Here is a 25,600-nt window from a genome sequence, read left to right as displayed (position 1 = left end):
CGAATTCATCCGAACCGGGTGTCAGGCGGGTGCCACCGCCATCCGCAGCGCGAGCGCCGCCATCACGCCGCTCGCCACCAGCGCGGTCACCAGCCGGCCCCGGTGGCCGGTCAGCGCCCGGCCCAGCAGGGCGCCGCCGCCGGCGAGCAGCACCTGCCAGCTCGCGGACGCGGCGAAGGCCGCCACCACGAACACGCCCTGCTCCACCGGCCCGGCCTCCTCACCGCTCTGCGAGCCGAGCACCAGCGCCGCGAAGTAGATCACGGTGGTGGGGTTGAGCAGGGTGATCCCGAGCAGCGACAGGAACGCGCGGGCGGCTCCCGGGGGAGCGGCCCCCGGGCGGGCGGTGAGCCGACGGCCGCGGTACCGGCGTACGGCGCCGGCCGCGCCCCGTACCGCCAGCGCCAGCAGCACCAGCACACAGACCCACCGCAGCGGCCCCAGGACCGGCCGCAGCACCGACGCGAGAGCCGGACCGCCGAGCGTGGCCACGAGGGCGTACAGCCCGTCGGCCGTCGCGACGCCGAGGGCCGCGCAGACCCCGGTGCGCAGGGTGGTGCGGGCGGTGAGGGAGACCAGGTAGGTCCCGACGGCGCCCACGGGGACGGCGATGCCGTAGCCGGCGAGCAGCCCCGCGAGCAGCGCGGCCGTCATGAGCGCGACGGTGCCGGACCTCCCCGGGGGCCGGGCTGCCGCTGTCGGCCCGCCGAGGGGGCGGTGGCGGACAGCGGCAGCGGGAGGGCGCTCGTAGGCATGGCAGGATCCTGGGGCCTCCCGTCCGGGGCGGGCAATCGGTTTTCCGCCCCGGACGCCGACGGGCCGGCACCCGGCTTCGAGTGCGCACCAACACGTACGCTCCCCCTGGCGACAACCGTTCCCGCAGACAGGAGCAGCAACGATGCAGTACGTGAAGCTCGGTTCGACGGGCCTGGACGTGTCACGGATCTGTCTGGGGTGCATGACCTACGGCGCGCCCGACCGCGGCAACCACGAGTGGACCCTCGACGAGGAGGCGTCCCGCCCGCTGATCCGGCAGGCGCTGGAGGCGGGCATCACCTTCTTCGACACCGCGAACGTGTACTCGGACGGCACCAGCGAGGAGATCGTCGGCCGGGCGCTGCGCGACTTCGCCCGCCGGGACGACATCGTGCTCGCCACGAAGGTGCACGGCCGGATGCGGCCCGGCCCCAACGGCGGCGGCCTGTCCCGCAAGGCGATCATGACCGAGCTGGACCACAGCCTCACCCGCCTCGGCACCGACCACGTCGACCTCTACCAGATCCACCGCTGGGACCCCGAGACCCCGGTCGAGGAGACGATGGAGGCGCTGCACGACGTCGTCAAGGCGGGCAAGGTGCGCTACATCGGAGCCAGTTCGATGTACGCCTGGCAGTTCTCCAAGGCGCAGTACACGGCGGAACGGCACGGCTGGACCCGGTTCGTGTCCATGCAGAACCACTACAACCTCCTCTACCGCGAGGAGGAGCGCGAGATGCTGCCGCTCTGCGCCGACCAGGGCGTGGGCGTCCTGCCCTGGAGCCCGCTCGCCCGGGGCCGGCTCACCCGGGACTGGGACGCCACCACCGGGCGCAGCGCCACCGACGTGTTCGGCGGCACCCTGTACCAGGAGGGGGACCGTTCGGTCGTCGAGGCGGTCACCCGCATCGCCGAACGGCGCGGCGTACCGCGCGCCCGGGTCGCCCTCGCCTGGCTGCTCCACCAGGACACGGTCACCGCGCCCATCGTCGGCGCGGCCAAGCCCCATCACATCGAGGACGCCGTGGCCGCCGTCGAACTGGAGCTCACCGACAAGGAGCTGGAGGAGCTCCGGCAGCCCTACGTCCCGCACCCGGTGGCCGGGCACTGAGGGGGCTCTAGGGGCCGGTGCCCGGCTGAAGCACCGTGAGGAACACCGAGGACGCGTTGCCGGACACCGGGACCGCGCCGGCCTTCCACGGCACCTTCAGGGGCTCCCGTTCGTCCGGTGGGGTGACGAGGAGCGCCGCCGGGGTGGCCGTACGGGCGCCGCTGACACCGGGGCTCGCGTAGCGCAGCCCCGCCCAGGCACTGGCGCCGGGCCGCAGTGTGACGGTCGCCGGGTCACCGGGGGTGCGCTCCGGGTCCCGGCCCAGCTGCTCGCCGGCCGCGTCCACGAAGGCGGCGCCCGGATGGCCGTACAGGGTGCAGGTGCGGGAGGAGACGTTCGTCAGCACGACGGGGAAGTTGCGCTGGCCCGCACCCGGGTCCATCCGGCCGACGGCGGCGCTCAGCTCGGCGGTGCGGCACCGGGACGCCGGAGACCGGTCGTTCGTGGAACCGGCGGCGTCGCTCGGGACGGCGCTGTGCGGGGAGTCCCCGGCCGGCCGTCCGGCGGACGCGGAGGGCCGCGGGGAAGGGCCCGCGGTACCGCTCCCGCTCTCGGCGCCGCAGGAGGTCAGCGCGCCCAGCAGGGCCAGCGCACCCGCCACCGCCGCCGTCGCGTGCCGTGACCCGTTCGCCATGGTCCACCTCGTGTCACATCTCGTCCGCCAGGGCCAGTTCCGACCAGATGGTCTTGCCGTCGGCGGTGTGTCTGCTGCCCCAGCGCTGGGTGAGCTGGGCGACCAACAGCAGACCCCGGCCGCCCTCGTCCCAGGTCTTGGCCCGCCGCAGGTGGGGCGCCGTGTGGCTGGTGTCGGACACCTCGCAGATCAGCGTCGAGGCGTCGTGGATCAGCCGCAGCCGGATGGGCGGGGCGCCGTACCGGATGGCGTTGGTGACCAGCTCGCTCACCACCAGCTCCGCCGTGAACGACGCCTCGGTCAGCTCCCAGGTGGCCAGTTGGTCGAGGACCTGCTTGCGGACGGGGGCGACCAGCGCCGGATCGGCGGGGATGTCCCAGGTGGCGACCTGCGCGGACGGCAGACCGCGGGTACGGGCCAGCAGCAGGGCCACGTCGTCCGTGGCGCCGCCCGGCGCGAGCACGGTGTGCAGGACCCGGTCGCAGGTCTCGTCGAGCGGGCCGGCGGCGTTGGACAGCGCCTCACGGAGCAGGGCGTGGCCGTCCTCGGTGTCCCGCCCGCGGGACTCGACCAGCCCGTCGGTGTAGAACGCCAGCACCGCGTCGTCGGGCAGCTCCAGCTCGACCGACTCGAAGGGCAGCCCGCCCAGGCCCAGCGGCGGCCCGGAGGGCAGTTCGAGGTGCCGGGCCGGGCCGCCCGGCGGGATCAGGACCGGCGGGGGGTGCCCCGCGCGGGACAGGGTGCAGCGCCGTGACACCGGGTCGTACACCGCGTACAGGCAGGTCGCGCCGACCTCGCCCGACCCGGGGTCGCCGCCCGACTCGTGCGAGAGGTGGAGCACCAGGTCGTCGAGATGGGTGAGCAGTTCGTCGGGCGCGAGGTCGATGTCGGCGAGGGTGCGCACCGCCGTGCGCAGCCGGCCCATGGTCGCGGACGCCTGGATGCCGTGCCCGACGACGTCCCCGACCACCATGGCCACACGCATCCCGGACAGCGGGATCACGTCGAACCAGTCACCGCCCACACCCGAGCGCGCGGCCGGCAGGTAGCGGGTGGCCGCCTCCACGGCGGCCGTGCGCGGCAGGGCGCGGGGGAGCAGGCTGCGCTGGAGCGCGAGGGTGGTCTCGCGTTCGCGGGAGTAGCGGCGGGCGTTGTCGATGCAGACGGCGGCGCGCGCGGTGACCTCCTCGGCCAGCAGCACGTCGTCGTGGGTGAACGACTCGGGACGGGTGAAGCGGGTGAAGGCGGCCACACCGAGCGTCGTACCGCGCGCCTGGAGCGGGACGGACAGCATGGAGTGGACGCCGAACTCCCGGACCTGCCGGGCGCGGGTCTCGTCCACCGCGAGCCACGGGTCGAGGTCGCCGGACGGCACCGAGGCCACGATGCTGTGGCCCGCGATCAGCGAGTCCGCCTGCGGCGCGGCGGCCGGGTAGACGACCACCTCGCCCGCGCGGGCGACCGACTCGGGGCTGCCCGGCGTGAGGGACTGATGGGCGACCCGGCGCAGCGAGACCGGCGTGGTCAGCGGGCCGGTGGGCTCGCCTCCGGGTTCCTCGGGCTCCAGCAGGTCCACGCTGACGAAGTCGGCGAGCGCGGGCACGCACACCTCGGCCAGCTCCTGCGCCGTCCGAGTGACGTCCAGGGTGGTGCCGATGCGGCTGCTGGCCTCGTTGACCAGTTGCAGCCGCTCCCGCGCCCGGTACTGCTCGGTGAGGTCGTGGGCCGTCGCGCACACGCCCCGCACCCGGCCGGACCGGTCGGTGAGCGGTGCGAGCCGGGCCAGCCAGGCGTGCGCGCGGCTCTCACCGGTGGCCTTCATGTACGTCTGCATGTCGTGCGGCCGGCCGGTGCGCAGCACCTGACGCAGATGCCGCTCGAGTTCGCCGTGCTGCGGCCGGCCGCCGATGTCGGTGGGCCTGAGTCCCCGCAGGTGGGGGGCGGGCAGGCCGAGAAGGTGGGCCATGGCGTCGTTGATCCCGCGCAGGCGCAGCTCTTCGTCGAAGACCATCGAGGCGCAGGGCGACTGGAACACGGCCGTCCTGACCAGCGGATCGTCGGGCAGTTCCCGGTCCGTGGCTTCCAACGGGGTGACGGCGAGCCAGTCACCGGGACCGTCGTCCGCCGGCTGTCTGTGGTGGGCGAGCACCCACACCGTGACGGTGGAGCCGTCGCGGTGCCGCAGGGTGAGGGTGCCGCTCCAGCGGGCGGCCGGGAGCCGGGGCGGGCCCGAACCCCCGGCCAGCAGCTCGGCGGCCGGGCGGCCGACGACCTCCTCGGCCGTGTGTCCCAGCAGCAGGCACGCACCCTCGTTCCACCGCGTGAGCGTGCCGTCGGCGGCGATGACGGCCCGGGCCGTCACGGCATCGTCGAACGGGTCGTCCGGCCTCATTGTCGCCACTCCATCGCGCACACTCACCGTGAACCGGTGCATCGCCTGAGTTCCAGCCTAGTGGGTCGAGGCCCGCCGCGGACTGCGAACCTCCGCTCCGGGGGAGCGTCACCAGTCCTGTCCCAACCGTTGACGGAGTGTCACACCTGCCACAACCATGTTCTGCGCACGGAAATGGGAGCGCTCCCAAACCCCCGCACCTCCCCAAGAGGAGCCCAGACGTGAACAGACGCAGAACCGCTCTGCTGTCCCTCACCGGCCTGCTGGCGACCGCGCTCACCGCGCTGCCCGCCGCCCCGGCCGGGGCGGACGAGGTCGAGCAGGTCCGCAACGGAACCTTCGACACCGGCACCGACCCCTGGTGGGCCTCCGCCAATGTCACCGCGGGCCCGTCCGACGGACGCCTGTGCGCCGACGTCCCCGGCGGCACCACCAACCGCTGGGACGCGGCCGTCGGCCAGAACGACATCACCCTGGTGAAGGGCGAGTCGTACCGCTTCTCCTTCAGCGCCACCGGCTCGCCCGCGGGTCATGTAGTGCGGGCGATCGTCGGCCTGCAGGTGGAGCCGTACGACACCTACTACGAGGTGTCCCCGCAGGTCAGCGTCTCCGGGGACACCTACTCGTACACCTTCACCTCGCCCGTCGACACCGCACAGGGCCAGGTCGGCTTCCAGCTCGGCGGCAGCGCCGACCCCTGGCGGTTCTGCGTGGACGACGTGTCCCTGCTGGGCGGGGTCGCCCCCGAGCCGTACGAGCCCGACACCGGACCCCGGGTCCGCGTCAACCAGGTCGCCTATCTGCCCTCCGGGCCGAAGAACGCCACCCTGGTCACCGATACGACCGAGCGGCTGCCCTGGCGGCTGGAGGACGACGACGGCCGGGTCGTCCGGCGCGGCTGGACCGTGCCGCGCGGCACCGACGGCTCCTCCGGGCAGAACGTCCACTCCATCGACTTCGGCGGCCACCGGGGGCGCGGGACCGGCTACACCCTGGTCGTGGACGGCGAGACCAGCCGGCCCTTCGACATCGACGCGAGCGCCTACGAACAACTGCGGCTGGACTCGGCGAAGTACTACTACACCCAGCGCAGCGGCACCGGGATCCGCGACGACCTGCGCCCCGGCTACGGCCGCCCGGCCGGACACGTGGACGTCGCCCCCAACCAGGGCGACGGCGACGTGCCCTGCCAGCCCGGCGTCTGCGACTACACCCTCGACGTCACCGGCGGCTGGTACGACGCCGGCGACCACGGCAAGTACGTCGTCAACGGCGGCATCAGCACCTGGGAGGTGCTCAGTACCTACGAGCGCGCCCGGCACGCCCGCACCGGCGAGGCGGACAAGCTCGGCGACGGCACGCTGGACATCCCGGAGAGCGGCAACAAGGTCCCGGACATCCTCGACGAGGCCCGCTGGGAGCTGGAGTTCCTGCTGAAGATGCAGGTCCCCGAGGGTGAGCCGCTGGCCGGCATGGCCCACCACAAGATCCACGACGAGCAGTGGACCGGACTGCCGCTGCTGCCCAGCGCCGACCCGCAGAAGCGGGAACTGCACCCGCCGACCACCGCCGCCACCCTGAACCTGGCGGCCACGGCCGCCCAGGCGGCACGGCTGTACCGCTCCTACGACAAGGAGTTCGCGGCCGAGACCCTGGCCGCCGCCCGCGAGGCCTGGACGGCGGCCCTCGCCCACCCGGACGTCCTCGCCGACCCGAGCGACGGCATCGGCGGCGGCGCCTACAACGACGACACCGTGGCCGACGAGTTCTACTGGGCGGCCGCCGAGCTGTACATCACCACGGGTGAACGTCAGTTCAAGGAGTACGTCCTGAACTCCCCGGTGCACACCGCCGACATCTTCGGCCCGCTGGGCTTCGACTGGTCCCGCACCGCCGCGGCCGGCCGGCTCGACCTCGCCACCGTGCCCAACCGGCTCCCCGGCCGGGACAAGGTCCTCCGCACCGTCGTCGAGGGCGCCGACGGCTACCTGGCCACGCTGAAGGCCCACCCGTACGGCATGCCGTACGCGCCGGCCGGCAACGTCTACGACTGGGGCTCCAGCCACCAGGTCCTCAACAACGCGGTCGTCCTCGCCACCGCCTACGACCTCACCGGCGCGCGCAAGTACCGGGACGGCGCGCTGCAGAGCATGGACTACATCCTGGGCCGCAACGCCCTCAACATGTCGTACGTCACCGGCTACGGCGAGGTCAACGCGCACAACCAGCACAGCCGCTGGTACGCCGACCAACTCGACCCGAACCTGCCGAACCCGCCCGCCGGCACGCTCTCCGGCGGACCCAACTCCAGCATCCAGGACCCCTTCGCCCAGTCGAAACTCCAGGGCTGCGTCGGTCAGTTCTGCTTCATCGACGACATCCAGTCCTGGTCCACCAACGAACACACCATCAACTGGAACGCGGCCCTGACCCGCATGGCCTCCTTCGTGGCCGACCAGGGCTGACACCCCTCCCCGCGGGGCCGGCGGCCACTCGGCCGCCGGCCCCCTGTCGGTACCCCCTCGCATGCCGTCTGACCTGCGCATATTTACGTTCCAGTACCCGAGCGGTACCGTGAAGGCATGCCAGCTCTCAACGTGGAGTTCAGCGACCGCGAGCTCGAGGACCTGCGGCAGATCGCCAAGGAACGCGGTACGTCCATGAAGGCGCTCGTGCGGGAGGCGGCCGCGGCGGACATAGCCCGCCACCGCGCCCTGCAGGAGGGCGCGGAGGCCTTCCGCCGGTTCTTCGCCTCCCACGCCGATGAATTCGCCGCCGCCTTCCCGGACGACGAACCTTCCGCCAGGGGCGCGGGGCGGGCCGCCTGACCGATGGCACCCGTGCTCCACATCGACGTGCCCTGGCTGCTCCAGCGGCACGAGGAGGTCCTCCCGGACCAGCCCACCGTCAACGACTTCTCCGCCCTCGTCGCGGCCGTCGCCCGCCATCGCGTGGACCCGCCACGGCTGGGCGTCGACTCCGACCCGGCCTGGCGGGCGGCGGCCCTGCTGCACACCCTCGCCGTGCTCCGTCCGCTGCCCTCGGCCAACGCCCGCTTCGCCTGTGCCACGGCGGTCGCCTACATGTTCGTCAGCGGGGTCGGCATCGACCCGCCCTACGGCGCCCTGGTCGATCTGGCGCGCGACCTGATCTCCGGCGAGGCGGACGTCTACGGCGCGGCCGACCGGCTGCGCTCCTGGCAGATCTGAACCGCGCCGGACGGGCCCCGCGGGACGCCGGGGGCCCTCTCGGGCACCCCTTGTGCCGGGCCGGATGTGAACGGCGTGAAAACCCGGGCCGAAAACCGGGGCGAGGGCCACGGGCCGGCCTTCCTTTCTGACTTTCTGTCAACGCGCAGATGTTGCTCAGGCGCCTTGTTGGCCGAGCGCGGGTTGTGCGAGAGTGAGCCACCCGTGCGGGGGGTAATGGCCGGGGTCGCACGCGAGTCGATGAACCGGGTCCGATTCACCGTCGGTGAATTCGCGCCCCCCGTGCCCCGCCCAAGAGGTATGCACCAACCGGTCTTCCTTTTCGGCGTCGGAAACCCTCGAATGGCACATGCGCTGTGGGAAGGAACCATCTCAGTGCACACCCCCCACCCCCCTCGACCCCCGTATCCCCCGCCCGGCGGGGATCCGGGCGAATCCGACGAGTTCCTCGCCGCCCGGCTCCGGGACCGTCCGGAGGGCGAGGCCGCCCACTCCGTCGCGCTGCTGACGGCGCGGCACTGGCAGTCGATGCACGACTACGCGGCCGTCTGCCTCGCGTCGTCGGGGCAGCTCGCCGCCATGGTCACCGCGGCCGCCCTGCACCGGGCGCTGGACCGGATCACCGTCGGCGAACCGGCCGTCGCGCTCCGGCCCGTGCTGCTGGTGGCCGTGCGGGACACGGTCCGCGAGTGGGCCGCGGACGACCGAATAACCGGAGTTATGCCGGAGCTGCAGAAACCGGCCGGCGGGCGCGGCATGCGCGCGGCGAACACCATGACTCCGGAAAACCGCTCACTCGCTCAACGGGCATTCCGGTCGCTGCCCGCACGCGCGCGCTGTTTGCTCTGGCACGTCGAGGTCGAGGCCGAGCCGATTTCCGTACCGGCCGGTCTGCTCGGTATGGACCTCGCCGTCGCGTCGGGCGCACTCGAACAGGCGCGGGACAAATTCCGTCAAGCTTGTGTCCACGCCCATCAGGAACTGGCACCGACGAAGGACTGCCGCTTCTACAACCGCCTCCTCGACGTCCCGATCCGCCGGGGCGGGGCCCTGCTGCCGGACGTCCGGCAGCATCTGGCGGAGTGCCGCCACTGCCGGAACGCGGCCGAGCAACTGAGCCACTTCGAGGGCGGCCTGGGCCCGCTGATCGCCGAGGCGGTGCTCGGGTGGGGGGCCCGGCGCTACCTCGACTCGCGTCCGGGACGCACGACGGCCGGCCCGCGCGGCGGACGCGCCGCCCGCCGCCGGCGCCGGGGCGGGGACGGACCGCCCGGCGGCGGCAGGCACCGCGTGCTGTCCCGCATCCCCGTTCCCGCCCGTCTGACGGGCATCGCGCTCCCGGACCCGGTGCGCTCCACCAGAACCCTGCTCACCGGCATCGGCGCGGTCTCCGCGGGGGTGCTGGTGAGCGTGCTCATCGCCGGGTCCTCCACCCCGGACGGCGGTGCCGCCGACCCGACGGGCTCCACCGGAGCGGCGGGCGGCCGCGCGGCCGTGCCGTCCGCGTCCCCGCCCGGCGCCGCCGGACTCCCCACCGCACCGGGACGGACGCGGCTGCGCAACGTCGCCTCCGGCCTGTGCCTCGACACCAGGGGCGAGCCCCAGGACGGCTCCGGGACCCGGCTGGCGGACTGCTCCTCGGCGTGGACCCAGCAGTGGACGTACGAGGACGACGGGCTGCTGCGCAGCGTGGCCGACCCCGGTCTGTGCCTGGACTCGCACAAGGACGCCGGTGTCGTCGTCCTCGGCACCTGCGCCGACCCCGGCGACCAGCGGGGCGCCGACGTGCGGTACGACCTCACCGTGCAGGGCGAACTGGTGCCCCGCTGGGACGTCCAACTGGCCCTTACTCCGGCGACCCCTGACGCGAACGCCGACATCGTCGTCAAGGTACGCGACCGGACCGTGAACCAGCGCTGGGCGGCCGAACCGGTACGGACGGCCGCGGACTCCCTGTCCATCAGCGGCACCCACACCCCGCCGGCCCGCCGTGCCGGGCTGGCGGAACCGGTGACGTGAGCCGTGCGGCCGGGGCGGGGAGGACACCCCGTCCCGGCCGGGTCAGACGGAGGCCTCCGTGAGGGCGTCGGGGCCGATCGCGTCCGGGGTGGCGTGGCCCGACAGGGCCATGGTGAGGTCGAGTTCGGCGAGCAGGCAGCGGATCACGTGTTCCACCCCCGCCCGTCCGTCGAGGCCGAGCCCGTAGACGTACGGACGCCCCAGCAGGACCGCCCGTGCGCCGAGGGCCAGGGCCTTGAAGACGTCGTCGCCGGTGCGCACCCCGCTGTCGAAGAGCACGGTGAGCCGGTCGCCGACGGCCTCCACCACGCCGGGCAGCGCGTCCGCCGCGGCGATCGCCCCGGCCACCTGACGCCCGCCGTGGTTGGACACCACCACACCGTCCATCCCGGCGTCGGCGGCGCGCCGCGCGTCGTCGGGATGGAGCACGCCCTTGAGGACGATCGGCCCGTCCCAGTTCTCCCGCAGGAACGCCAGGTCCGGCCAGGACTTGGCGGGATCGGCGAACATGCCGACGAAGTGCATCACCGCCGCGTCCGGATCCTCGTGCACCGGCTTGGCCAGCCCCGCCCGGAACGCCGGGTCCGAGAAGTAGTTCGCGGTGCCCACCCCGTGCAGGAACGGCAGATACGCCTGGTCCAGGTCGCGCGGACGCCAGGACAGCAGGGGGGTGTCCAGCGTGACGACGAGCGCCGTGAACCCGGCTGCCCTCGCCCGGTCCAGGAAGCTCCGGGCCACCTCCACGTCCTTCGGCCAGTACAGCTGGAACCAGCGCTCCGCCTCTCCCATCGCCTCCGCGACCTGCTCCATCGGCGTGCTGGACGCGGACGACAGCACGAACGGCACACCCTGCGCGGCCGCGGCCCGGGCGGCGGCCGACTCGGCGTCCGGATGCATGATCGACAGCACCCCGACCGGTGCCAGCGCGAGCGGCGCCGGCAGCGACCGGCCCAGCACCTCGACCGACAGATCGCGCTCGTGCACGTCCCGCAGCATGCGCGGCACGATCCGGCGGCGGTCGAGCGCGGCCCGGTTGGCGCGGGCGGTGCTGCCGTCCCCCGCGCTGCCGGCGACGTACCCGACCGGACCCGGACCCAGCCGCCGCTCGGTCAGCTCCTCCAGCCGGGTCAGATCGGTCGGCAGCCGGGGCACGGCACCCGTCATCCCGTTCAGGTAGATCTCGTACTGGAAGTCGGCCCAGTGCTTCGCCATCCGCCCCGCCCTGTCTCGTCGAGCCGTGTCGTCCCGGAGCATACTGGCCGGTATGCGCGGGGCGCGTCCAGCGCCGGGCGGCCGTGGATCAGCGGCCGGTGGCCGCCTCCCGCAGGATCCGGGCCAGTTCGCGCGGCCGGGAGAACATCGGCCAGTGTCCGGTGTCCATCGTCACCAGCTCCCACCGGTCGCTCCTCAACAGCTCCGCCACGGCCGGCAGGGGTTCCTCCCCGTCCAGCAGGCACTTGACGTACGTCGTCGGCAGCTCGCCGAGCGGCCGCTCCAGCACGGCCGGTTCGGTGAGCGTGGCACCCGGGTGCGGGGTCGATCCGGCGATGAACCGGGCTGTCTGCTCGTCCGTCAGGTCCTGGCCCGCGCAGTCGTCGGCGGCCGGCGGCGGCCACCGGCCGTCGTGCGCCTCGATCGACCTCCGTACCTCCTCGCTCGGCCAGCCGGACAGGAACGACTCCCCGTCCACGGGCGCGTTCGCGTCGACGAGCACCACCCTCCGCAGCCGGTCGCCGATCCGCTCGGCCGCCTGGCCGACCGGTATGCCGGCGTAGCTGTGCCCCACGAGGACGACGTCCCGCAGACCGAGCCGCTCCACCTCGCCCACGATGTCCCGCACATGGGTCCGCTGCCCCGCCGGCACCCCCTGCTTCTCCGCGAGCCCGGACAGCGTCAGCGGATGCGCCTCGTGCCCGCCCGCGCGCAGTTCGGCCGCCACCTCGTCCCACGCCCACGCCCCGAGCCAGGCACCGGCCACCAGTACGAATCGAGTCATGCCCGCACCGTAACGAACGCCACTGACAACGCCGTTCACCCGCCGTCGGTGCCGGGCTCCGCCTCCTCGGGCCCGGTGTCCGGCCCCTGGGCCCGCACCCGCTGGACGTGCTCCAGCGACTCGCGCAGCTCGGTGAGCCAGTCGTCGGTGTGCCGCTGGACCAGCCGTACGCACCAGGCCAGCGCCTCGCTGCGGCTGCGGGCGACCCCGCTCGCGATGAGGGTGTCGAGGACCTGCCGCTCCGGCTGGCGCAGCCGGGTCATGACGGGCGCGGCCACGTGCGTGAACAGGGCGCGGTGCCCGTCGCACTCCACGCCCCAGGAGACCTTCCGGCCGAAGCGGTGCTCGGCGTCCCGGGCGACCGCGATCCGGTCGTCCCGGGTGCGTTCCCGGAACTCCTGGACGCGGCCCTCGACCGCCGCCTCCCGCTCGGCCGGCGAGGCGCCCTCGGCCGGCCGGGGACCGGGAATGCGGCCGATGACGGTGATCTCCTCGCGGTCGACCGTGACCTCGGTCAGCTCCTCGAAGAGACCGTCGGGGAGCCGGCCGGTGAACCAGCCCCGCAGTTGCTCTCGCTGCTCTGCCGTAATCATGTAATGACGATTACTCGCCCTGTCCATGAACACAAGGCGTCGCGGAACGGTCTGCCGAGAGCGGAATCGGAATGTTTCAGGCCGATTGCCGAACTGCCGTATTCCGGCCGTCTGGCCACTTCGCGCACTCGCCGTCCGTGCGGTTGCAAGGGGCACGATCCCGTCTTCCCTTACTTCACGCCACTGATTCAACACGCAAGGTTACCGAAATCCGCATGCCCGACGTGAAGTTCCGGCGCGGACTCGGCAGACTCCGGCACGCCGGTTCGGCACCGACCGAGCACGAGCCGGCGACCTGTCGACACGCCTCGTCGACACGAGCGGAAGGATGCACACAATGCGGAACACCGCGCGCTGGGCCACCACCCTCGGCCTCACGGCCGCAGCCGTCTGCGTACCCCTGTCCGGGGTGGCGCCGGCCGCCGGGGGAACCGCCCCGTCCGCGCTCTACGCCCCCTCGGCCCTGGTGCTCACCGTGGGCCACGGCGACAGCGCGATGACCGTCACGCCGGAACGCGCGGTCACCCTGACCTGTGCCCCCGGCCCCTCGGGCACCCACCCGGCCGCGGACGCGGCCTGCGCGGAGATGAACCGCCTCGGCGGCGACCTGGACGCCCTGACGATGCGGGAGGGCGTCTTCTGCACCAAGCAGTACGACCCGGTGCTCGTCACCGTCGACGGGGTGTGGCGGGGACAGCGCGTCTCCTACGAGCGGATCTTCTCCAACACGTGCGTGATGAACGCTCACGGTTCGAGCGTCTTCGCGTTCTGAGACCGGGATCGCACGGTTTTCCCGTGACCGCGCGGCGGCCGGCGGACTGGGGAGTACCGGCCCTCTCGCGGAACGTGCGATCCCGCGCAAGGAGGCCGGCGGGCGGAGTGGGGCCGCCCGCCGGCCTCCGGGCTTCTCACGGACCCCCGGCCCCGGGGCTCACGCCCGGTCCCGGTGGCTGGTGTCGCACCACGGATACCGCCGACTGCGGCGACAGGTGCACAGGGCCACCCGGAAGCGGTCGGAGGTGACGACCGTGCCGTCCTCCAGTTCGACCTCCACCGGGCCCTCCACCAGCAGCGGCCCCTTGCGCCGGACGGTGACGCGACGCGGGGTGTCAGACGGGGAGTTCTGCACGGATCACCACCAGCTCTTCCGTTTCCTCGGTCCCGGACAGCAGCCCCCGCTCCCGCAGCCAGCGCTCCCTGCCCCGTACCACCGGGCCGAAGGCGATGCGCCGGCGCCGGATCACCGCGGCCTTCGTCCCGGCCGCCCGCAGCCGGCCGACCGTCAGCCCGGGGTCGCTGAGTGCCGACTGCACCAGCAGCAGGACACCGCCCGGCCGCAGCAGCGCGGGCGCCTCCCCGCAGATCCGGTCCAGGACGAGCCGTCCGTCACCGCCGGCGTCCCAGGCCCGGGCCGCGCCCCGCGGCAGCGAACCGCCGCCGGGCGCCGGGACGTACGGCGGATTGGCGAGGATCAGATCGAACGTCTCACCCCGCACCGGCGCGAACAGGTTGCCGCGCCGGACCCGGACCGGCACACCGGCCCGCAGCGCGTTCAGCCGGGCCGCGCACACCGCCCGCCGGGAGACGTCGACCGCGGTCACCCGGCAGCCGCGCCGGGCGGCCCCGACCGCGAGCGCGCCGGACCCCGTGCCCACGTCGAGAACGTCCGCGCCCGGAGGGACGGGTTCGTCGTACAGGGCGCCGGCCAGCAGCTCGGTGTCCTCCTGAGGGGCGTACACGCCCGGGGGTGCCAGTGGGCTCACGGACCGCCGGGTACCCCCGCCGTCAAGAAGCATGGGTGAACTCCTGGGGCAGGGGAGTGCGCAGCGACGAGCGGCCCGCGCTCCAGTCCGCGAGCAGCCTCTCGCCGAGGCGGTCCTCGGCGAACACGGTGGCGTCGACGCCGAAGGCGATGTCCGCCGCGAGGTGCGGCTCCACCTCCAGCAGGCCGGCGACGACCTCGTGGCGCACCACCTGCTCGTGCACCGCGTCCGCCTCCACGTGCTCGTCGTAGAAGTACTCGGCGGCGGGACCCGCGCCCGTGCGGCGCATCGCCTCGGCGAGCCGCCGCGAGCCGGGCGACGAGGTGATCTCGACCGTCGCGAAGTGGCCCACCAGCGCGCCCCTGAGGGAGCGGCGCAGCCCGAAGAGGGACATCAGGTTCACCGTCACGAGCAGTTCCGCGCAGGCCGCGTCCAGATAGCGGCCGTACGCCGTGTCCAGTCCCAGGTCGGTCATCAGGTCGGCGAAGAGACGGGCGTGCACCCGGTCGGCGCGGCCGCCGCCGTACTCGTCGAACTCGACCGCCGCCATCGCCGCCTTGGCCCGCCCCCACAGCCGGGGCAGCACCCACGCGTGCGGGTCGGCCTCCTTCAGGTGGTACAGGGACCGCTGGGCGGCGTACTCGCGGACGTGCCACAACTCGCCCCTGTCGCGCAGGAAGTGGCTGACGCCCGTGCCGTCCACCGGTTCCACCAGGATCCCGGCGAACGCCTCGTCGACGCCGTCGTGCCGACGGGCGTCCGCGCGGAGCGCGGCGAGGAAGCGGTCCTCCAGGGCGGCGCGGACACGCAGCAGCTCCGGGTCCCATTCGCGGTCCGCCGCCACGCCCGCGAACCCGCGGTAGTGCAGCTCGTAGCACAGGTACAGGGCGAGCTGGAGGTCGTCGCCGTACACGGGGGCGGCGGTGATCTCCTCGTCCGGGGGCAGCGGGCCGGTGCCCCGCAGGTGGTCCTCGACGGCGCTGCTCAGGGGGCCGCGCGGTGCTGGCAGCCGGGGTTCTTCACAGGGGTGTTCCATGAGCCCCGGGTACCCGGACGGCCCAACGGCACCCCCGTCCGCGTGGCAACCGGCCGCCCACGGGGTACTCCGTGACCGCATGAAGGCACTAGTGATCAACTGCACCCTCAAGAAGTCACCGGACACCTCCAACACCGAGGCGCTGTCCCGGACCGTCACCGAACACCTGGAGAAGGACGGCGTGGAGGTCGACGTCGTCCGCGCGGTGGACCTGGACATCGCTCCGGGCGTGGTCAGCGAGGCCGTGCACGAGGGCGACGCCTGGCCGGGCGTCCACGAGAGGATCCTCGCCTCCGAGATCCTCGTCATCGCCTCCCCGACCTGGCTCGGGCAGCCGTCGTCGGTCGCCAAACGGGTCCTGGAGCGGATGGACGCCATGCTGTCCGAGACGGACGACGACGGCCGGCCGGTCGCCTACAACCGGGTCGCGGGCGTCGTCGTCACCGGCAACGAGGACGGCGCGCACCATGTGATCAGCGAGATCACCGGCGGCCTGCAGGACATCGGCTACACCATCCCCGGCCAGGCGTGGACCTACTGGAACCAGGGCCCCGGCCCCGGACCGAGCTTCCTGGAGGGCGGAAGCGGCCACGACTGGTCCCGCAGGACGGGCCGCGCCATGGCCGCCAACCTGCTGGGCGTCGCCCGGGCCCTGGCGGCCCGGCCCCTCGGCCCGCCGCCGGAGTAGAAGAACGGCGCTAGTCGCCCCGGGACTCCTCCTGCGCCTCGGTGTTCGGGGTGACGGCCTCCCCGGCCTCGCCCCGGTGGCGGCGTCGCCCGGGGGAGTCCTCGGGGCTCCGTTCGGCCTCCTCGACCTCGCGCAGCACCTCGTCGACGGCCGTCTCGGGCTTCTTGTGGTCGTCCCGCTCGGACACGGGGTGTCTCCTCTCGTCGTACGTCCGGGTCAGCCGCGCGCGGTGGCGATGCGCAGCGGTACGGGGCCGTCGGCCGCCGTCTCCTTCTCGTTGAGGCGGATGACCTCCGCCCACCAGGACGGGCCGTCCTCGATGTGGCGCAACAGCACCCCCTCGCGCAGCGCCCAGGGGCAGATCGTCACCGTCCCCAGGCCGGTCAGCTTCATCGCCGTGTGCCCCACGACCGCGCCCGCCAGGCTCTGCGCGGAGCGCGGGGCGGAGATCCCGGGCAGCCGGGCGCGTTCGGCGGCGGGCAGGGCGGCCAGCCGGTCGATCGCCACCCGCAGGTCGGCGCAGGACAACTCCCGCTCCACGAACGGACCGTGCCGCCCCGGCGCGGCCCCGCACAGCCGCCCCAGCTGCTGGAAGGTGCGGGAGGTGGCCACCGCCGTACGGGGTCCCTCCCAGCGGATCCGGGCCGCCACGTCCCGCAGCTGGTGACGCACCCGCCGGCGCAGCGCCCGCACCTGCTCCGGGGAGGGCGGGTCCGCGTCCGCGAAGTACTCGTGGGTGAGCCGGCCCGCCCCCAGCGGCAGCGAGGCGACGAAGTCGGGCAGCCGGCCGCGTCCGAAGGCGACCTCCAGCGAACCCCCGCCGATGTCCAGCAGCGCCAGCGGCCCGCAGCGCCAGCCCATCCAGCGCCGGGCCCCGAGGAACGTGAGCTCGGCCTCCACCTCGCCGGGCAGTGTGCACAGGTCGACGCCGGTGCGGGCCCGGACCGTGCTCAGTACCTCCCGCCGGTTCGGGGCACCGCGCACCACCGCGGTCGCGAACGCCAGGGGACCCGACGCACCCCACCGCGCGGCGGTCCTGTCCGCCGCGGCGACGGCGTCCACCAGGCGCTCCACGGCCTGCTCCGGCACCGGTTTCCCGGGCGTGATCTGCTCGGAGAGCCTGAGCGGCCACTTCGCCGTGTGCACCGGCAGCGGCGCCCCGCCCGCCGTGTCCGCCACGACGAGTCTGACGGTCTTCGATCCGACATCCATCACGCTGGTTCGCATGGCCCGTGGGTACCCATTTACCGCGCGGAGCAACGGACGGACCCCCGTATACGGCCAAGACACGCCCCAGGTGTGACCTGACGGTGACCGTCCGTTGACGGTCTCCGTCACGCCATCTGCCGCCGCACCAGTTCGTGCAGCCGCCCGCCGGTGTCGGCGAGCAGCCGGCCGGGCGGGCCCTGCTGGACCACCTTGCCGCCCTCCATCACCACCACCCGGTCCGCGTCGAGCACCGTCGACAGCCGGTGCGCGATGACGATCCGGGTCGCCTCCAGAGCCTTGGTGCTCTCGATGACCGCGCGCTGCGTCTCGTTGTCCAGGGCGCTGGTCGCCTCGTCGAAGAAGAGGATCCGCGGCCGGCGGATCAGCGCCTGGGCGATCATCAGCCGCTGCCGCTGGCCGCCGGAGACCGCGCCACTGCCGGAGACGATGGTGTGCAGTCCCATCGGCATCCGCCTGATGTCCTCGGCCAGCCCCGCCATCTCCGCCGCCGCCATCGCCTCCTCCGGCGTGTACGGCTCGCTCCCGCAGATGACGTCCAGGATGGAGCCGGTGAACGGCTGTGCGTGCTGGAGCACCACACCGCACTGCCGCCGTACCGCCGACCGGTCGAGCGCGGCCAGGTCCTGGCCGTCGTACAGCACACTGCCGGACACCGGCCGGTCGAAGCCGATCAGCAGCCGCAGCAGGGTGGACTTGCCGCAGCCGCTGGGGCCGACGACCGCCACGAACTCGCCCGGCCGCGCCTCGAAGGACACGTCGTCGAGGACCAGTGGGCCGTCGTCGGAGTAGCGGAAGGACAGCCGCCGCGCCTCGATCGCCCCGGACAGCGGACCCGGCCGGGTGCTCGCCGCGCGCACCTCGGGCGTGGCGTCCAGCACCGGCCTGATCTGCTCGAACAGCGGCAGCGCGGCGACCGCCGAGACGAACGCCCCGGTGAGCTGGGTGACCGAGGTCAGCACCATCGTCACCGACGTGTTGAAGGTGAGGAACTCCGCCGCCGTCATCGAGCCGCGGGCCGGCCCGGCCAGCAGCATGAACATCGCCAGCGTGACCAGCGGCAGGTAGACCGCGCCCAGCACCGCCGTCAGGTTCTTGATCCGGCCGGCCTTCTGCTGCAGCTCACGGCTGTGGGCGAACTGGGACGCCCACGCGGCGTACGCGTAGTTCTCCGCCGCCGCCACCCGCAGCTTCGGCAGTCCGCGCAGCGTCTGGAAGGCCTGGTTGTTCAGCTTGTTGGTGAGCACCACCAGGCGGCGCTGCCAGCGCACCTGCCACAGCCCGAGCCCCAGGAACACCCCCGCGACGACCACCAGCATCCCGAGCGCGGCCAGCGCCATCGGCACGCTGAACCACAGCAGCAGCCCCAGGTTCACCGCGCCGACGGTGACCGACTGGGCCACCGTCGGCCCGACCCCGGCCAGCATGCGGCGGATCGCGCTGATGCCCATGGCCGCGCTCGCCAGCTCACCCGTCGAACGCTCGGTGAAGAACGTGGTCGGCAGCCGCAGCAGCCGGTCCCACACGGCCGGCTGGAGGGTCGCCTCCACCCGGCCCTCGAGACGCAGCAGCGTCAGGTTCTGCAGCAGCATGAAGGCGGCGGCCACCACACTGCTCAGGATCACCGCGAGACACACCTGCACGATCAGCTCGGTCCGCGCCTCCGGCACGAACTCGCCGAGCACCTTGCCGGTCGCCAGCGGCACCAGGGACCCGATCGCCACCGTCACCAGACCGCTCAGCAGCAGCCCGGTCAGGTCACCCCGCGTACCCGTCATGCAGAACCGCAGCAGCCGCAGCGGGCTCAGCCGCCGCTCGGGCAGCGGACGGTAGAACATCACCGCGCGGGGCTCGAACTCCTCGGCGTTCGCCTTCTCGACCGGGGTCTCCCTGCCGGTCGCGGGATGCACCGCCACATAGCCGCCGCGCCGCCACAGCAGCGCCACGGGCGCCCCCGACAGGGCCCGGTGACCCACCAGCGGACCGACGTCGTCCCGCCACCAGCGGCCGTCCAGCCGTACGACACGGGTGCGCACGCGGGAGGCCAGGGCGATCCGCTCGACCGGATCGAGCCGGTCCCCGCCGGTGCCGGACTGCGCGGGGGCGGTCAGCGGGATCCCGGCCGCCCGTGCCACCAGCTCGCAGGCCGCGTACGTGGCGTCCGCGTCGGCCGCCGTCGTGCGCTGCCCCGACCGCTTGCCGATCGCGGCGAGCAGCGTCCGGTCGGCCCGGGCACGGACCGCCTCACCGGCCGCGATGCCCTCCGCCGTCCGCGTCTCGTGCGTCTGTTCCAGCTGCTCGATCCACCGGTCCAGCGTGGTCATCAGCCGGTACTGCTGGTCGACCATGCTCTGCCACAGCGCCGGGTCCATCAGCAGATCGGCGGCGGCCTCCGCCCCGTACAACGAGCCGTACTGCACGCTGCCCGGCGGGACCTGCATCCAGAACACGTCGTCGTCGCTGGGCGCGCCGGCCCGCTCCGTGGCCATCGGCGCCTGGAACAGCACCGCCAGACCGCGGCCCACCCCGAGCGCGAGCGCGTACTCCAGGGGGCTCGTCGTGGGAGGTACGTACTGCGGGTTTCCGTACTCGTCGTACGACCAGGTCTGGGTGCTCGCCGGCTGGTACAGCTCGCGCAGTCCGATGCGGTGCACCACGCAGTCCCGCAGTGGACGCGCCACCAGCGTGTGCGCCGGACCGGCCACCGGGCCCAGCACCAGCGAGCCCGCCTCCAGGCGGCCCAGATGGTGCCAGTGCCCCTGCTGCTCGGCGTCCACCGCGAACAGGTCCACGGCACCGGACGCGATCAGCCACAGCACCTGCGGCCCCTCCAGGTCCAGCCGGCCGAACCCGGAGCAGTCGACCGGGGTGCCCAGCGACCCGAGCGCGCCCAGGACGAGGTCGCCGCCCTGGCTCCCGTGCACGGCTGTCATATCAACGCTCCCTGACCAGCGCCGCGTACGCGCCGCCGCGCGCCACCAGCTCCTCGTGCCGTCCGCGCTCCACGACCGTGCCGTGGTCCAGGACGACGATCTCGTCGCTGTCGCGCACCGTGCTCAGCCGGTGCGCGATCACCACACAGGCACAGCCGCGCCGGCGCAGGTTGTCCATCACCACCAGCTCGGTCTCCGCGTCCAGCGCGCTGGTCACCTCGTCGAGCACCAGGATGCTCGGCCGGCGCACCAGCGCCCGCGCGATCTCCAGGCGCTGGCGCTGACCGCCGGAGAAGTTCCGGCCGTCCTGCTCGACCGGGCTGTGGATGCCGCCCGGCCGGCGCAGGATCACGTCGTACAGCACCGCGTCCTTCAGCGCCTCCACCACCGCCTCGTCCGGGATCGACGGGTCCCACAGCGCCACGTTGTCGCGGACGGTGCCCTCGAAGAGGAACACCTCCTGGTCGACGAAGGAGACGGAGGCGGCCAGCGCCCCGCGCGGGATGTCCTCGATGCGCTGCCCGTCGATCCGGATCACGCCCTCCCACGGCGCGTACAATCCCGAGAGCAGCCGGGACACCGTCGACTTGCCGCTGCCCGAACCGCCCACCAGCGCCACCTGCTGCCCGGGGCCCACGGTCAGGTCGAAGCCGGTCAGCAGCGGCTTGTCCAGCGGGTTGTAGCCGAAGGCGAGGTTCTGCAGCTCGACGTGGCCGTGCAGCCGGCGGGTCGACTCGCCGGTGCCGGGACGGCCGTAGAGCGGGTCCGCCCGGAAGTTCTCCACGTCCTTCAGCCGGGCCACGTCCGCGGCGAAGTCCTGGATCCGGCCCGCGACGCCGTTGAGCCGGGTCAGCGGGGCGGTGAAGCGGGCGACCAGCGCCTGGAAGGCGACCAGCAGACCGACCGAGATGTGCCCCTCGACCGCCCGCATACCACCGATCCACAGGATCAGCGCGCTGTTGAGGGTGGCGAGCGTCGGCGCGACGACGCCGAGCCAGGCGCCCGGCACCCCGAGCCGCTGCTGCTCCTCCAGCGTGGTGGCGTGCTGCCCGGCCCACTTGCGGAAGTAGCCGTCCTCCCCGCCGGTCGCCTTCAGCGTCTCGATCAACTGCAGACCGGTGTACGCCGTGTTGGTGAGCCGCGCGCTGTCCGCCCGCAGCTTCGCCGTACGGGTCGCGCGCAGCCGGATGACGATCCGCATCGCCACGATGTTCAGCAGCGCCACCCCGATGCCCACGAACGTGAGCTGCGGGTCGTACGTGTACAGCAGTACCGCGTACAGCACGACCACCACAGCGTCCACGCCCGCCGCCGACAGATCGCGGGCCAGCGTCTCGGCCACCGCGTCGTTGGACTGCAGCCGCTGCACCAGGTCGGCCGGGCTGCGCTGGGCGAAGAACGTCACCGGCAGCCGCAGCAGATGGCGCAGGAAGCGGGCGCTGGACAGGGTGGAGGAGATCAGCCGGCCGCGCAGCAGGTTGCCCTGCTGGAGCCAGGTCAGCACCAGTGTGAGCAGCACGCACGCGCCCATGGACGTGAACAGCACGCCCAGCATCGAGGTCCGGCCGCCGATCAGGAACTCGTCGATGAAGGTACGGCTGAGCCCCGGCACCGCCGCGCCGACCGCCACCAGCAGCAGGCTCGACAGCACCACCGCGGGCATGGTGCCCGCCGTGCCGCGCAGCCTGGCCGGCATCGCGCCGAGCACGCCCGGCTTGCGTCCGCCCCGGGCGAAGTCCTCGCCGGGCTCCATCACCAGCACGACGCCGGTGAAGCTGCCGTCGAACTCCTCCAGGGGGACGAACCGCCGCCCCTTGCCGGGGTCGTTGATGAACACCCCGCGGCGGCCGAACCGGCGGCCCATGCCGTCGTAGACGACGTAGTGGTTGAACTCCCAGAACAGGACGGCCGGCGCCGTCACCTCGGCGAGGGCGGCCAGATCCATCTGCATGCCCTTGGCGGTCAGCCCGTAACCGCGGGCCGCCTTCAGCAGGTTGCTGGCGCGCGAGCCGTCCCGCGAGACGCCGCAGGCGATGCGCAGCTCCTCCAGCGGGACATGGCGGCCGTAGTGGCCGAGCACCATCGCGAGCGAGGCGGCGCCGCACTCCACGGCCTCCATCTGGAGCACGGTGGGCGTACGGACGGTCTTCGCCCGGGACGTGGGCACCTTGCGCTTCGGCGGCGCGGCACGGCGTCTGCCGCGGGTCTCCTGGGCGGTGGTCACGGGAGCAGCCAATCGACGGGACGCTGATCGGCCAGCCGGATCGAACCCGTGGCCAGGGTCATCGAGGTCAGCTCGAACGGCGGACCGTCCGCGGAGGACCACGCGTAACCGCTTTTCGTGCCGGGCGACTTCTCCAGCTCGACGGTGACGGCCACCGGCCTGCCCTTCTTCGTGAACTGCTCGCCCAGCTGGGCGTCCCCGAGGAACGCGGCGATCTGCCGGGCGGACTGCGCCGAGCGGTCCACCGACTTCACCTCGCCGTGCAGCACGCCGTACTCCTGGCTCGGCACCGACTGCACCGTCAGGTCGACGGAGGCGTGCGCGGGGATGCCCGCGGCGCTCTCGGCGGGGACGTACACCGTCGCCTGCAGCGGAGCCTTCGCGCGGGCGACCTTCTCCACGGCGGCGATGTTCGCACCGGTGGAGACGATCTGCCCGCTGCCGGCGGCGAGCGCGGTGATCCGGCCCGCGTCGAGGGTGCGGACGACCTCGTCGCCCCGTTCGGTGCGGACCTTCAGGACGGGGGAGCCGGCGGGCAGCCGCTCGCCCTCCTTCGCGAGGACGGCGGTGACCTGACCGGCGACGGGGCTCTGCAGGACGTAACTGCCCTGCCCGTACGTGAGGACGGCGGGCGCGCCGACCGTGGAGGACACCGAGCCGGTCAGCGCCCACACCGACGCGGCCGCCATCGCGACCACCGTCACGGACAGCACCAGCCAGCCCTGCGGGCGCGCGAAACGCACCGGCAGGTCGAGCTCCTCCGGTGACTGGAGCCTGGCGAGGGCCTGTTGGCGGAACTGCACGGGTCTTCCCCCACCTGCGTGAACTGTGCGACGTGACGCGTGGACCGTGGAGGCACCGCGAAGTCCCGGAGCCGGCGGGCGGCTCCGGGACTTCGCGGCACAAAGGCGCGATCAGAGACCGGCGACCAGGTTCGTGACCGGGGCGGTGTTCAGGCCGGTGACACCCTCGACGGTGCCGACGACCGTGTCGACCAGGCCGGAGACCGGGGCGATGCCGTCCACCGCGCCCGTGAGGGTGTTCACGGCGTTCACGGACAGGCCGCCGGAGACGTTGTCGAGGTCGGCGTCGGAGATCTCGGCGGTCTCGACCTGGGGGGTGGAGTTCATGATGGAACTTCCCTTCGTATGGATATTTCACAAGGGGGGAGCGGCCCCCTCCGGTGACAGATGAAGGCCGCGACCGCGGGCGCCGAACGCCCGTCGCCGGGAGCCCGAAGCGGCCTTGCGGTGCGATGGATCAAAGCACGCGGCGGGCGCGGCCTTCCAATCAATCAAACGTCTCACCAGGCAATTCGTGCTCCACGGGGGTACAGACGTGCAGACGCGGGCACGGCTCGGCGGCGACTTCTTCACATGCCCCACCGCATCGACTCGTCCGGCCACTTGCGCCCCGGTGGCCGGAATCCGGCACACCGGTCCCAAAGGCGTGGCCCGGCCCGCCGGCCTGTGGACGAATCCCGGCTCCGGTGACCGGGTTGGGTATTCGATGTGCAGATTCGCTGAAGCCGGGATTCCGCTACGTGATCGCGACCGACCGCTCACGACCGGTCGCCGAGAGTGATCGACCGGGCGGGATTGAACGCCCCTCGTGGCCCGTGCGTACCAACAGCCGTCCGGGCGCCCCACAGTTGCCGAACACCGGCGCGACTCCGGTCCCCCCCCCCAGGAGGTCGAGAAGTTTGAGTCACAAGCGAATTCCGAAGCGCAAGGCCGCGATGGCGGTGGGCGGCGTGGTGGCGCTCGGCGCCGCCGCGATCCTGCTCCCGAACGCGAACGCGTCCCAGGACGGCGCGTCGGACGGTGCCGCGGCGGCGCCGAAGACCCTGAAGGCGGGCGATGCCTCGGATCTCGCCTCGCAGCTCGCCGGGCTCCTCGGCGACGCGTTCGCCGGCTCCTACTACGACGGCGACAACAAGCAGCTCGTCGTCAACGTCGTACCGGGCGACAACAACAACGTGATCGTGCAGGCCGAGAAGGCGGGCGCGGCCGTCCGCGAGGTCGACAACAGCATGACCGAACTGGAGGCCGGGGCGCGGACGCTGAAGTCGGAGGCGACCATCCCGGGCACCTCCTGGGCCGTCGACCCGCGCACCAACAGGATCCTCGTCACCGCGGACAGCACGGTGACCGGCGACAGGTGGAACAGACTGGAGTCCACCGTCGAGAGCCTCGGCTCCGGCATGGCGACCATCAAGAAGTCCGCGGGCACGTTCAGGACGTTCGCCTCCGGCGGCGACGCCATCTTCTCCGACGGGGCACGCTGCTCGCTCGGCTTCAACGTCACCGCGGGCGACGGCTCCCCGGCGTTCCTGACGGCCGGTCACTGCGGTGTCGCGGCCGAGCAGTGGTCCGACGCGCAGGGCGGACAGCCGATCGCCACGGTCGACCAGGCGGTCTTCCCCGGCGAGGGCGACTTCGCGCTCGTCCGGTACGACGATCCCGCGACCGTCGCGCCGAGCGAGGTCAACCTCGGTGACCAGACCCTCCCCATATCCCAGGCCGCGGAGGCCACCGTCGGTCAGGAGGTGTTCCGGATGGGCAGCACCACCGGGCTCGCCGACGGCCAGGTGCTGGGCCTGAACGCCACCGTGAACTATCCGGAGGGCACGGTCACCGGCCTCATCCAGACGAACGTCTGCGCCGAGCCCGGCGACAGCGGCGGCTCGATGTTCACCCGGGACGGCCTCGCCGTCGGCCTGACCTCGGGCGGCAGCGGCGACTGCACCTCGGGCGGCGAGACGTTCTTCCAGCCGGTCACCACGGCTCTGGCGGCGGTCGGCGCGACCCTCGGCGACGCGGGCGCCGCCGGCGAGGAGGCCGACGGCCAGGAGATCGGCGGCGAGGAGGCCGGAGCGGGAGACCAGCCCGGCGACGGGGCCGGCACGGGCGCCGGTGACGCCGCGGACCAGGGTGCCCAGGACGGCTCCGGCCTGACCGGAACCCATTGACGCACCCTCGCCCCGAGCACAGACCCCGGCCCCGGCCCGCCACCCACG

23 protein-coding genes are annotated in these 25,600 nt (G+C 73.2%); 8 read left to right on the top strand and 15 right to left on the bottom strand.

Going from position 1 to position 25,600, the window contains the following annotated elements; genetic code table 11:
• Positions 1 to 21: 21 nt before the first annotated feature.
• Positions 22 to 654, bottom strand: a complete 633-nt coding sequence (locus ACFV5H_RS27115) for a LysE family transporter (RefSeq protein ID WP_385054741.1) — start codon at positions 652 to 654, stop codon at positions 22 to 24.
• Positions 655 to 898: 244 nt separating this feature from the next.
• Between ACFV5H_RS27115 and ACFV5H_RS27110 the strand changes: the two genes are divergently transcribed.
• The gene (locus ACFV5H_RS27110; RefSeq protein WP_385054743.1) at positions 899 to 1,867 is read left to right on the top strand and encodes an aldo/keto reductase; all 969 of its coding nucleotides are present in this window, start codon (positions 899 to 901) and stop codon (positions 1,865 to 1,867) included.
• Positions 1,868 to 1,874: 7 nt separating this feature from the next.
• On the opposite strand, the gene ACFV5H_RS27105 is transcribed toward ACFV5H_RS27110, so the two are convergent.
• Positions 1,875 to 2,501 carry a DUF4232 domain-containing protein gene (locus ACFV5H_RS27105; protein WP_385054745.1) on the bottom strand — a complete coding sequence of 209 codons (627 nt, stop codon included), beginning with the start codon at positions 2,499 to 2,501 and terminating at the stop codon, positions 1,875 to 1,877.
• A gap of 13 nt (positions 2,502 to 2,514) precedes the next feature.
• Positions 2,515 to 4,893: a SpoIIE family protein phosphatase gene (locus ACFV5H_RS27100; RefSeq protein ID WP_385197666.1), complete on the bottom strand. Its 2,379-nt coding sequence runs from the start codon at positions 4,891 to 4,893 to the stop codon at positions 2,515 to 2,517.
• 221 nt (positions 4,894 to 5,114) lie between these two features.
• On the opposite strand from ACFV5H_RS27100, the gene ACFV5H_RS27095 reads away from it, so the two are divergent.
• The 4 genes from ACFV5H_RS27095 to ACFV5H_RS27080 all read left to right on the top strand — a co-directional run bounded on the left by ACFV5H_RS27095 (position 5,115) and on the right by ACFV5H_RS27080 (position 10,121).
• The gene (locus ACFV5H_RS27095; protein ID WP_385197665.1) at positions 5,115 to 7,358 is read left to right on the top strand and encodes a glycoside hydrolase family 9 protein; all 2,244 of its coding nucleotides are present in this window, start codon (positions 5,115 to 5,117) and stop codon (positions 7,356 to 7,358) included.
• A 117-nt stretch (positions 7,359 to 7,475) separates the two neighbouring features.
• Positions 7,476 to 7,721: a hypothetical protein gene (locus ACFV5H_RS27090; RefSeq protein ID WP_030863804.1), complete on the top strand. Its 246-nt coding sequence runs from the start codon at positions 7,476 to 7,478 to the stop codon at positions 7,719 to 7,721.
• Positions 7,722 to 7,724: 3 nt separating this feature from the next.
• Positions 7,725 to 8,102 carry a toxin Doc gene (locus tag ACFV5H_RS27085; protein ID WP_073935323.1) on the top strand — a complete coding sequence of 126 codons (378 nt, stop codon included), beginning with the start codon at positions 7,725 to 7,727 and terminating at the stop codon, positions 8,100 to 8,102.
• Between the two features lie 375 nt (positions 8,103 to 8,477).
• Entirely contained in the window at positions 8,478 to 10,121 is a 1,644-nt protein-coding gene (locus tag ACFV5H_RS27080) for an RICIN domain-containing protein (RefSeq protein ID WP_385197663.1), read from the top strand.
• A 42-nt stretch (positions 10,122 to 10,163) separates the two neighbouring features.
• On the opposite strand, the gene ACFV5H_RS27075 is transcribed toward ACFV5H_RS27080, so the two are convergent.
• The 3 genes from ACFV5H_RS27075 to ACFV5H_RS27065 all read right to left on the bottom strand — a co-directional run bounded on the left by ACFV5H_RS27075 (position 10,164) and on the right by ACFV5H_RS27065 (position 12,710).
• Positions 10,164 to 11,333, bottom strand: a complete 1,170-nt coding sequence (locus ACFV5H_RS27075) for a lactate 2-monooxygenase (protein WP_385197662.1) — start codon at positions 11,331 to 11,333, stop codon at positions 10,164 to 10,166.
• Between the two features lie 88 nt (positions 11,334 to 11,421).
• Positions 11,422 to 12,117: an alpha/beta fold hydrolase gene (locus ACFV5H_RS27070; RefSeq protein WP_385054760.1), complete on the bottom strand. Its 696-nt coding sequence runs from the start codon at positions 12,115 to 12,117 to the stop codon at positions 11,422 to 11,424.
• 35 nt (positions 12,118 to 12,152) lie between these two features.
• Entirely contained in the window at positions 12,153 to 12,710 is a 558-nt protein-coding gene (locus ACFV5H_RS27065) for a hypothetical protein (RefSeq protein WP_385054763.1), read from the bottom strand.
• Positions 12,711 to 13,047: 337 nt separating this feature from the next.
• Here ACFV5H_RS27065 and ACFV5H_RS27060 point away from each other — a divergent pair, with 337 nt between their 5' ends.
• Positions 13,048 to 13,482 carry a subtilase-type protease inhibitor gene (locus ACFV5H_RS27060; protein WP_385054766.1) on the top strand — a complete coding sequence of 145 codons (435 nt, stop codon included), beginning with the start codon at positions 13,048 to 13,050 and terminating at the stop codon, positions 13,480 to 13,482.
• A gap of 159 nt (positions 13,483 to 13,641) precedes the next feature.
• Here ACFV5H_RS27060 and ACFV5H_RS27055 read toward each other — a convergent pair whose 3' ends face one another.
• From ACFV5H_RS27055 to ACFV5H_RS27045, 3 genes are read right to left on the bottom strand one after another with little or no spacing between them, the layout of a single operon-like run.
• Complete coding sequence (locus ACFV5H_RS27055; protein WP_385054769.1) at positions 13,642 to 13,839, bottom strand: CDGSH iron-sulfur domain-containing protein; 198 nt, start codon at positions 13,837 to 13,839, stop codon at positions 13,642 to 13,644.
• Positions 13,820 to 14,506 carry a HemK2/MTQ2 family protein methyltransferase gene (locus ACFV5H_RS27050; RefSeq protein WP_385054772.1) on the bottom strand — a complete coding sequence of 229 codons (687 nt, stop codon included), beginning with the start codon at positions 14,504 to 14,506 and terminating at the stop codon, positions 13,820 to 13,822. Before ACFV5H_RS27050 ends, ACFV5H_RS27055 begins: the two co-directional genes overlap by 20 nt.
• Complete coding sequence (locus ACFV5H_RS27045) at positions 14,496 to 15,509, bottom strand: iron-containing redox enzyme family protein (protein WP_385054775.1); 1,014 nt, start codon at positions 15,507 to 15,509, stop codon at positions 14,496 to 14,498. The genes ACFV5H_RS27050 and ACFV5H_RS27045 overlap by 11 nt, the downstream gene beginning before the upstream one ends.
• A 79-nt stretch (positions 15,510 to 15,588) precedes the next feature.
• Between ACFV5H_RS27045 and ACFV5H_RS27040 the strand changes: the two genes are divergently transcribed.
• A complete protein-coding gene (locus ACFV5H_RS27040; protein ID WP_385054778.1) occupies positions 15,589 to 16,197 on the top strand; it encodes a flavodoxin family protein in 609 nt (202 codons plus the stop codon).
• A 10-nt stretch (positions 16,198 to 16,207) separates the two neighbouring features.
• Here the strand turns inward: ACFV5H_RS27040 and ACFV5H_RS27035 are convergent, their stop codons facing one another.
• The 6 genes from ACFV5H_RS27035 to ACFV5H_RS27010 form a co-directional block, all read right to left on the bottom strand.
• Positions 16,208 to 16,384 (bottom strand): hypothetical protein, encoded by a 177-nt coding sequence (locus tag ACFV5H_RS27035; RefSeq protein WP_385054780.1) that lies wholly within the window; start codon positions 16,382 to 16,384, stop codon positions 16,208 to 16,210.
• 29 nt (positions 16,385 to 16,413) lie between these two features.
• Complete coding sequence (locus ACFV5H_RS27030; RefSeq protein ID WP_385054783.1) at positions 16,414 to 17,424, bottom strand: Ppx/GppA family phosphatase; 1,011 nt, start codon at positions 17,422 to 17,424, stop codon at positions 16,414 to 16,416.
• Between the two features lie 107 nt (positions 17,425 to 17,531).
• Entirely contained in the window at positions 17,532 to 20,357 is a 2,826-nt protein-coding gene (locus tag ACFV5H_RS27025; RefSeq protein WP_385054785.1) for an NHLP bacteriocin export ABC transporter permease/ATPase subunit, read from the bottom strand.
• A 1-nt stretch (position 20,358) separates the two neighbouring features.
• Positions 20,359 to 22,581, bottom strand: coding sequence for an NHLP family bacteriocin export ABC transporter peptidase/permease/ATPase subunit (locus ACFV5H_RS27020; RefSeq protein ID WP_385054787.1), 2,223 nt, complete (start codon positions 22,579 to 22,581; stop codon positions 20,359 to 20,361).
• Entirely contained in the window at positions 22,578 to 23,384 is an 807-nt protein-coding gene (locus tag ACFV5H_RS27015) for an HlyD family efflux transporter periplasmic adaptor subunit (RefSeq protein ID WP_385054789.1), read from the bottom strand. Before ACFV5H_RS27015 ends, ACFV5H_RS27020 begins: the two co-directional genes overlap by 4 nt.
• Before the next feature lie 111 nt (positions 23,385 to 23,495).
• On the bottom strand, positions 23,496 to 23,711 hold the full coding sequence (locus ACFV5H_RS27010; RefSeq protein WP_030863769.1) for a hypothetical protein: 216 nt from the start codon (positions 23,709 to 23,711) through the stop codon (positions 23,496 to 23,498).
• Positions 23,712 to 24,283: 572 nt separating this feature from the next.
• Here ACFV5H_RS27010 and ACFV5H_RS27005 point away from each other — a divergent pair.
• Positions 24,284 to 25,552, top strand: a complete 1,269-nt coding sequence (locus ACFV5H_RS27005; RefSeq protein WP_385054793.1) for a S1 family peptidase — start codon at positions 24,284 to 24,286, stop codon at positions 25,550 to 25,552.
• Positions 25,553 to 25,600 lie beyond the last annotated feature (48 nt).

Origin of the sequence: Streptomyces sp. NPDC059787 (genome assembly GCF_042732315.1) — a bacterium.
In the GTDB taxonomy this organism is placed as follows: Bacteria; Actinomycetota; Actinomycetes; order Streptomycetales; family Streptomycetaceae; genus Streptomyces; species Streptomyces atrovirens.
The sequence above is the reverse complement of the archived record's forward strand: the minus strand, read 5'-3'. Positions and strand labels throughout refer to the sequence as shown.

Coding starts and splice junctions, on each gene's coding strand:
- ACFV5H_RS27115 (WP_385054741.1), bottom strand. CDS start 654: ATGACGGCCGCGCTGCTCGCGGGGCTGCTCGCCGGCTACGGCATCGCC.
- ACFV5H_RS27110 (WP_385054743.1), top strand. CDS start 899: ATGCAGTACGTGAAGCTCGGTTCGACGGGCCTGGACGTGTCACGGATC.
- ACFV5H_RS27105 (WP_385054745.1), bottom strand. CDS start 2,501: ATGGCGAACGGGTCACGGCACGCGACGGCGGCGGTGGCGGGTGCGCTG.
- ACFV5H_RS27100 (WP_385197666.1), bottom strand. CDS start 4,893: ATGAGGCCGGACGACCCGTTCGACGATGCCGTGACGGCCCGGGCCGTC.
- ACFV5H_RS27090 (WP_030863804.1), top strand. CDS start 7,476: ATGCCAGCTCTCAACGTGGAGTTCAGCGACCGCGAGCTCGAGGACCTG.
- ACFV5H_RS27085 (WP_073935323.1), top strand. CDS start 7,725: ATGGCACCCGTGCTCCACATCGACGTGCCCTGGCTGCTCCAGCGGCAC.
- ACFV5H_RS27075 (WP_385197662.1), bottom strand. CDS start 11,333: ATGGCGAAGCACTGGGCCGACTTCCAGTACGAGATCTACCTGAACGGG.
- ACFV5H_RS27070 (WP_385054760.1), bottom strand. CDS start 12,117: ATGACTCGATTCGTACTGGTGGCCGGTGCCTGGCTCGGGGCGTGGGCG.
- ACFV5H_RS27065 (WP_385054763.1), bottom strand. CDS start 12,710: ATGATTACGGCAGAGCAGCGAGAGCAACTGCGGGGCTGGTTCACCGGC.
- ACFV5H_RS27060 (WP_385054766.1), top strand. CDS start 13,048: ATGCGGAACACCGCGCGCTGGGCCACCACCCTCGGCCTCACGGCCGCA.
- ACFV5H_RS27050 (WP_385054772.1), bottom strand. CDS start 14,506: ATGCTTCTTGACGGCGGGGGTACCCGGCGGTCCGTGAGCCCACTGGCA.
- ACFV5H_RS27045 (WP_385054775.1), bottom strand. CDS start 15,509: ATGGAACACCCCTGTGAAGAACCCCGGCTGCCAGCACCGCGCGGCCCC.
- ACFV5H_RS27040 (WP_385054778.1), top strand. CDS start 15,589: ATGAAGGCACTAGTGATCAACTGCACCCTCAAGAAGTCACCGGACACC.
- ACFV5H_RS27030 (WP_385054783.1), bottom strand. CDS start 17,424: ATGCGAACCAGCGTGATGGATGTCGGATCGAAGACCGTCAGACTCGTC.
- ACFV5H_RS27025 (WP_385054785.1), bottom strand. CDS start 20,357: ATGACAGCCGTGCACGGGAGCCAGGGCGGCGACCTCGTCCTGGGCGCG.
- ACFV5H_RS27010 (WP_030863769.1), bottom strand. CDS start 23,711: ATGAACTCCACCCCCCAGGTCGAGACCGCCGAGATCTCCGACGCCGAC.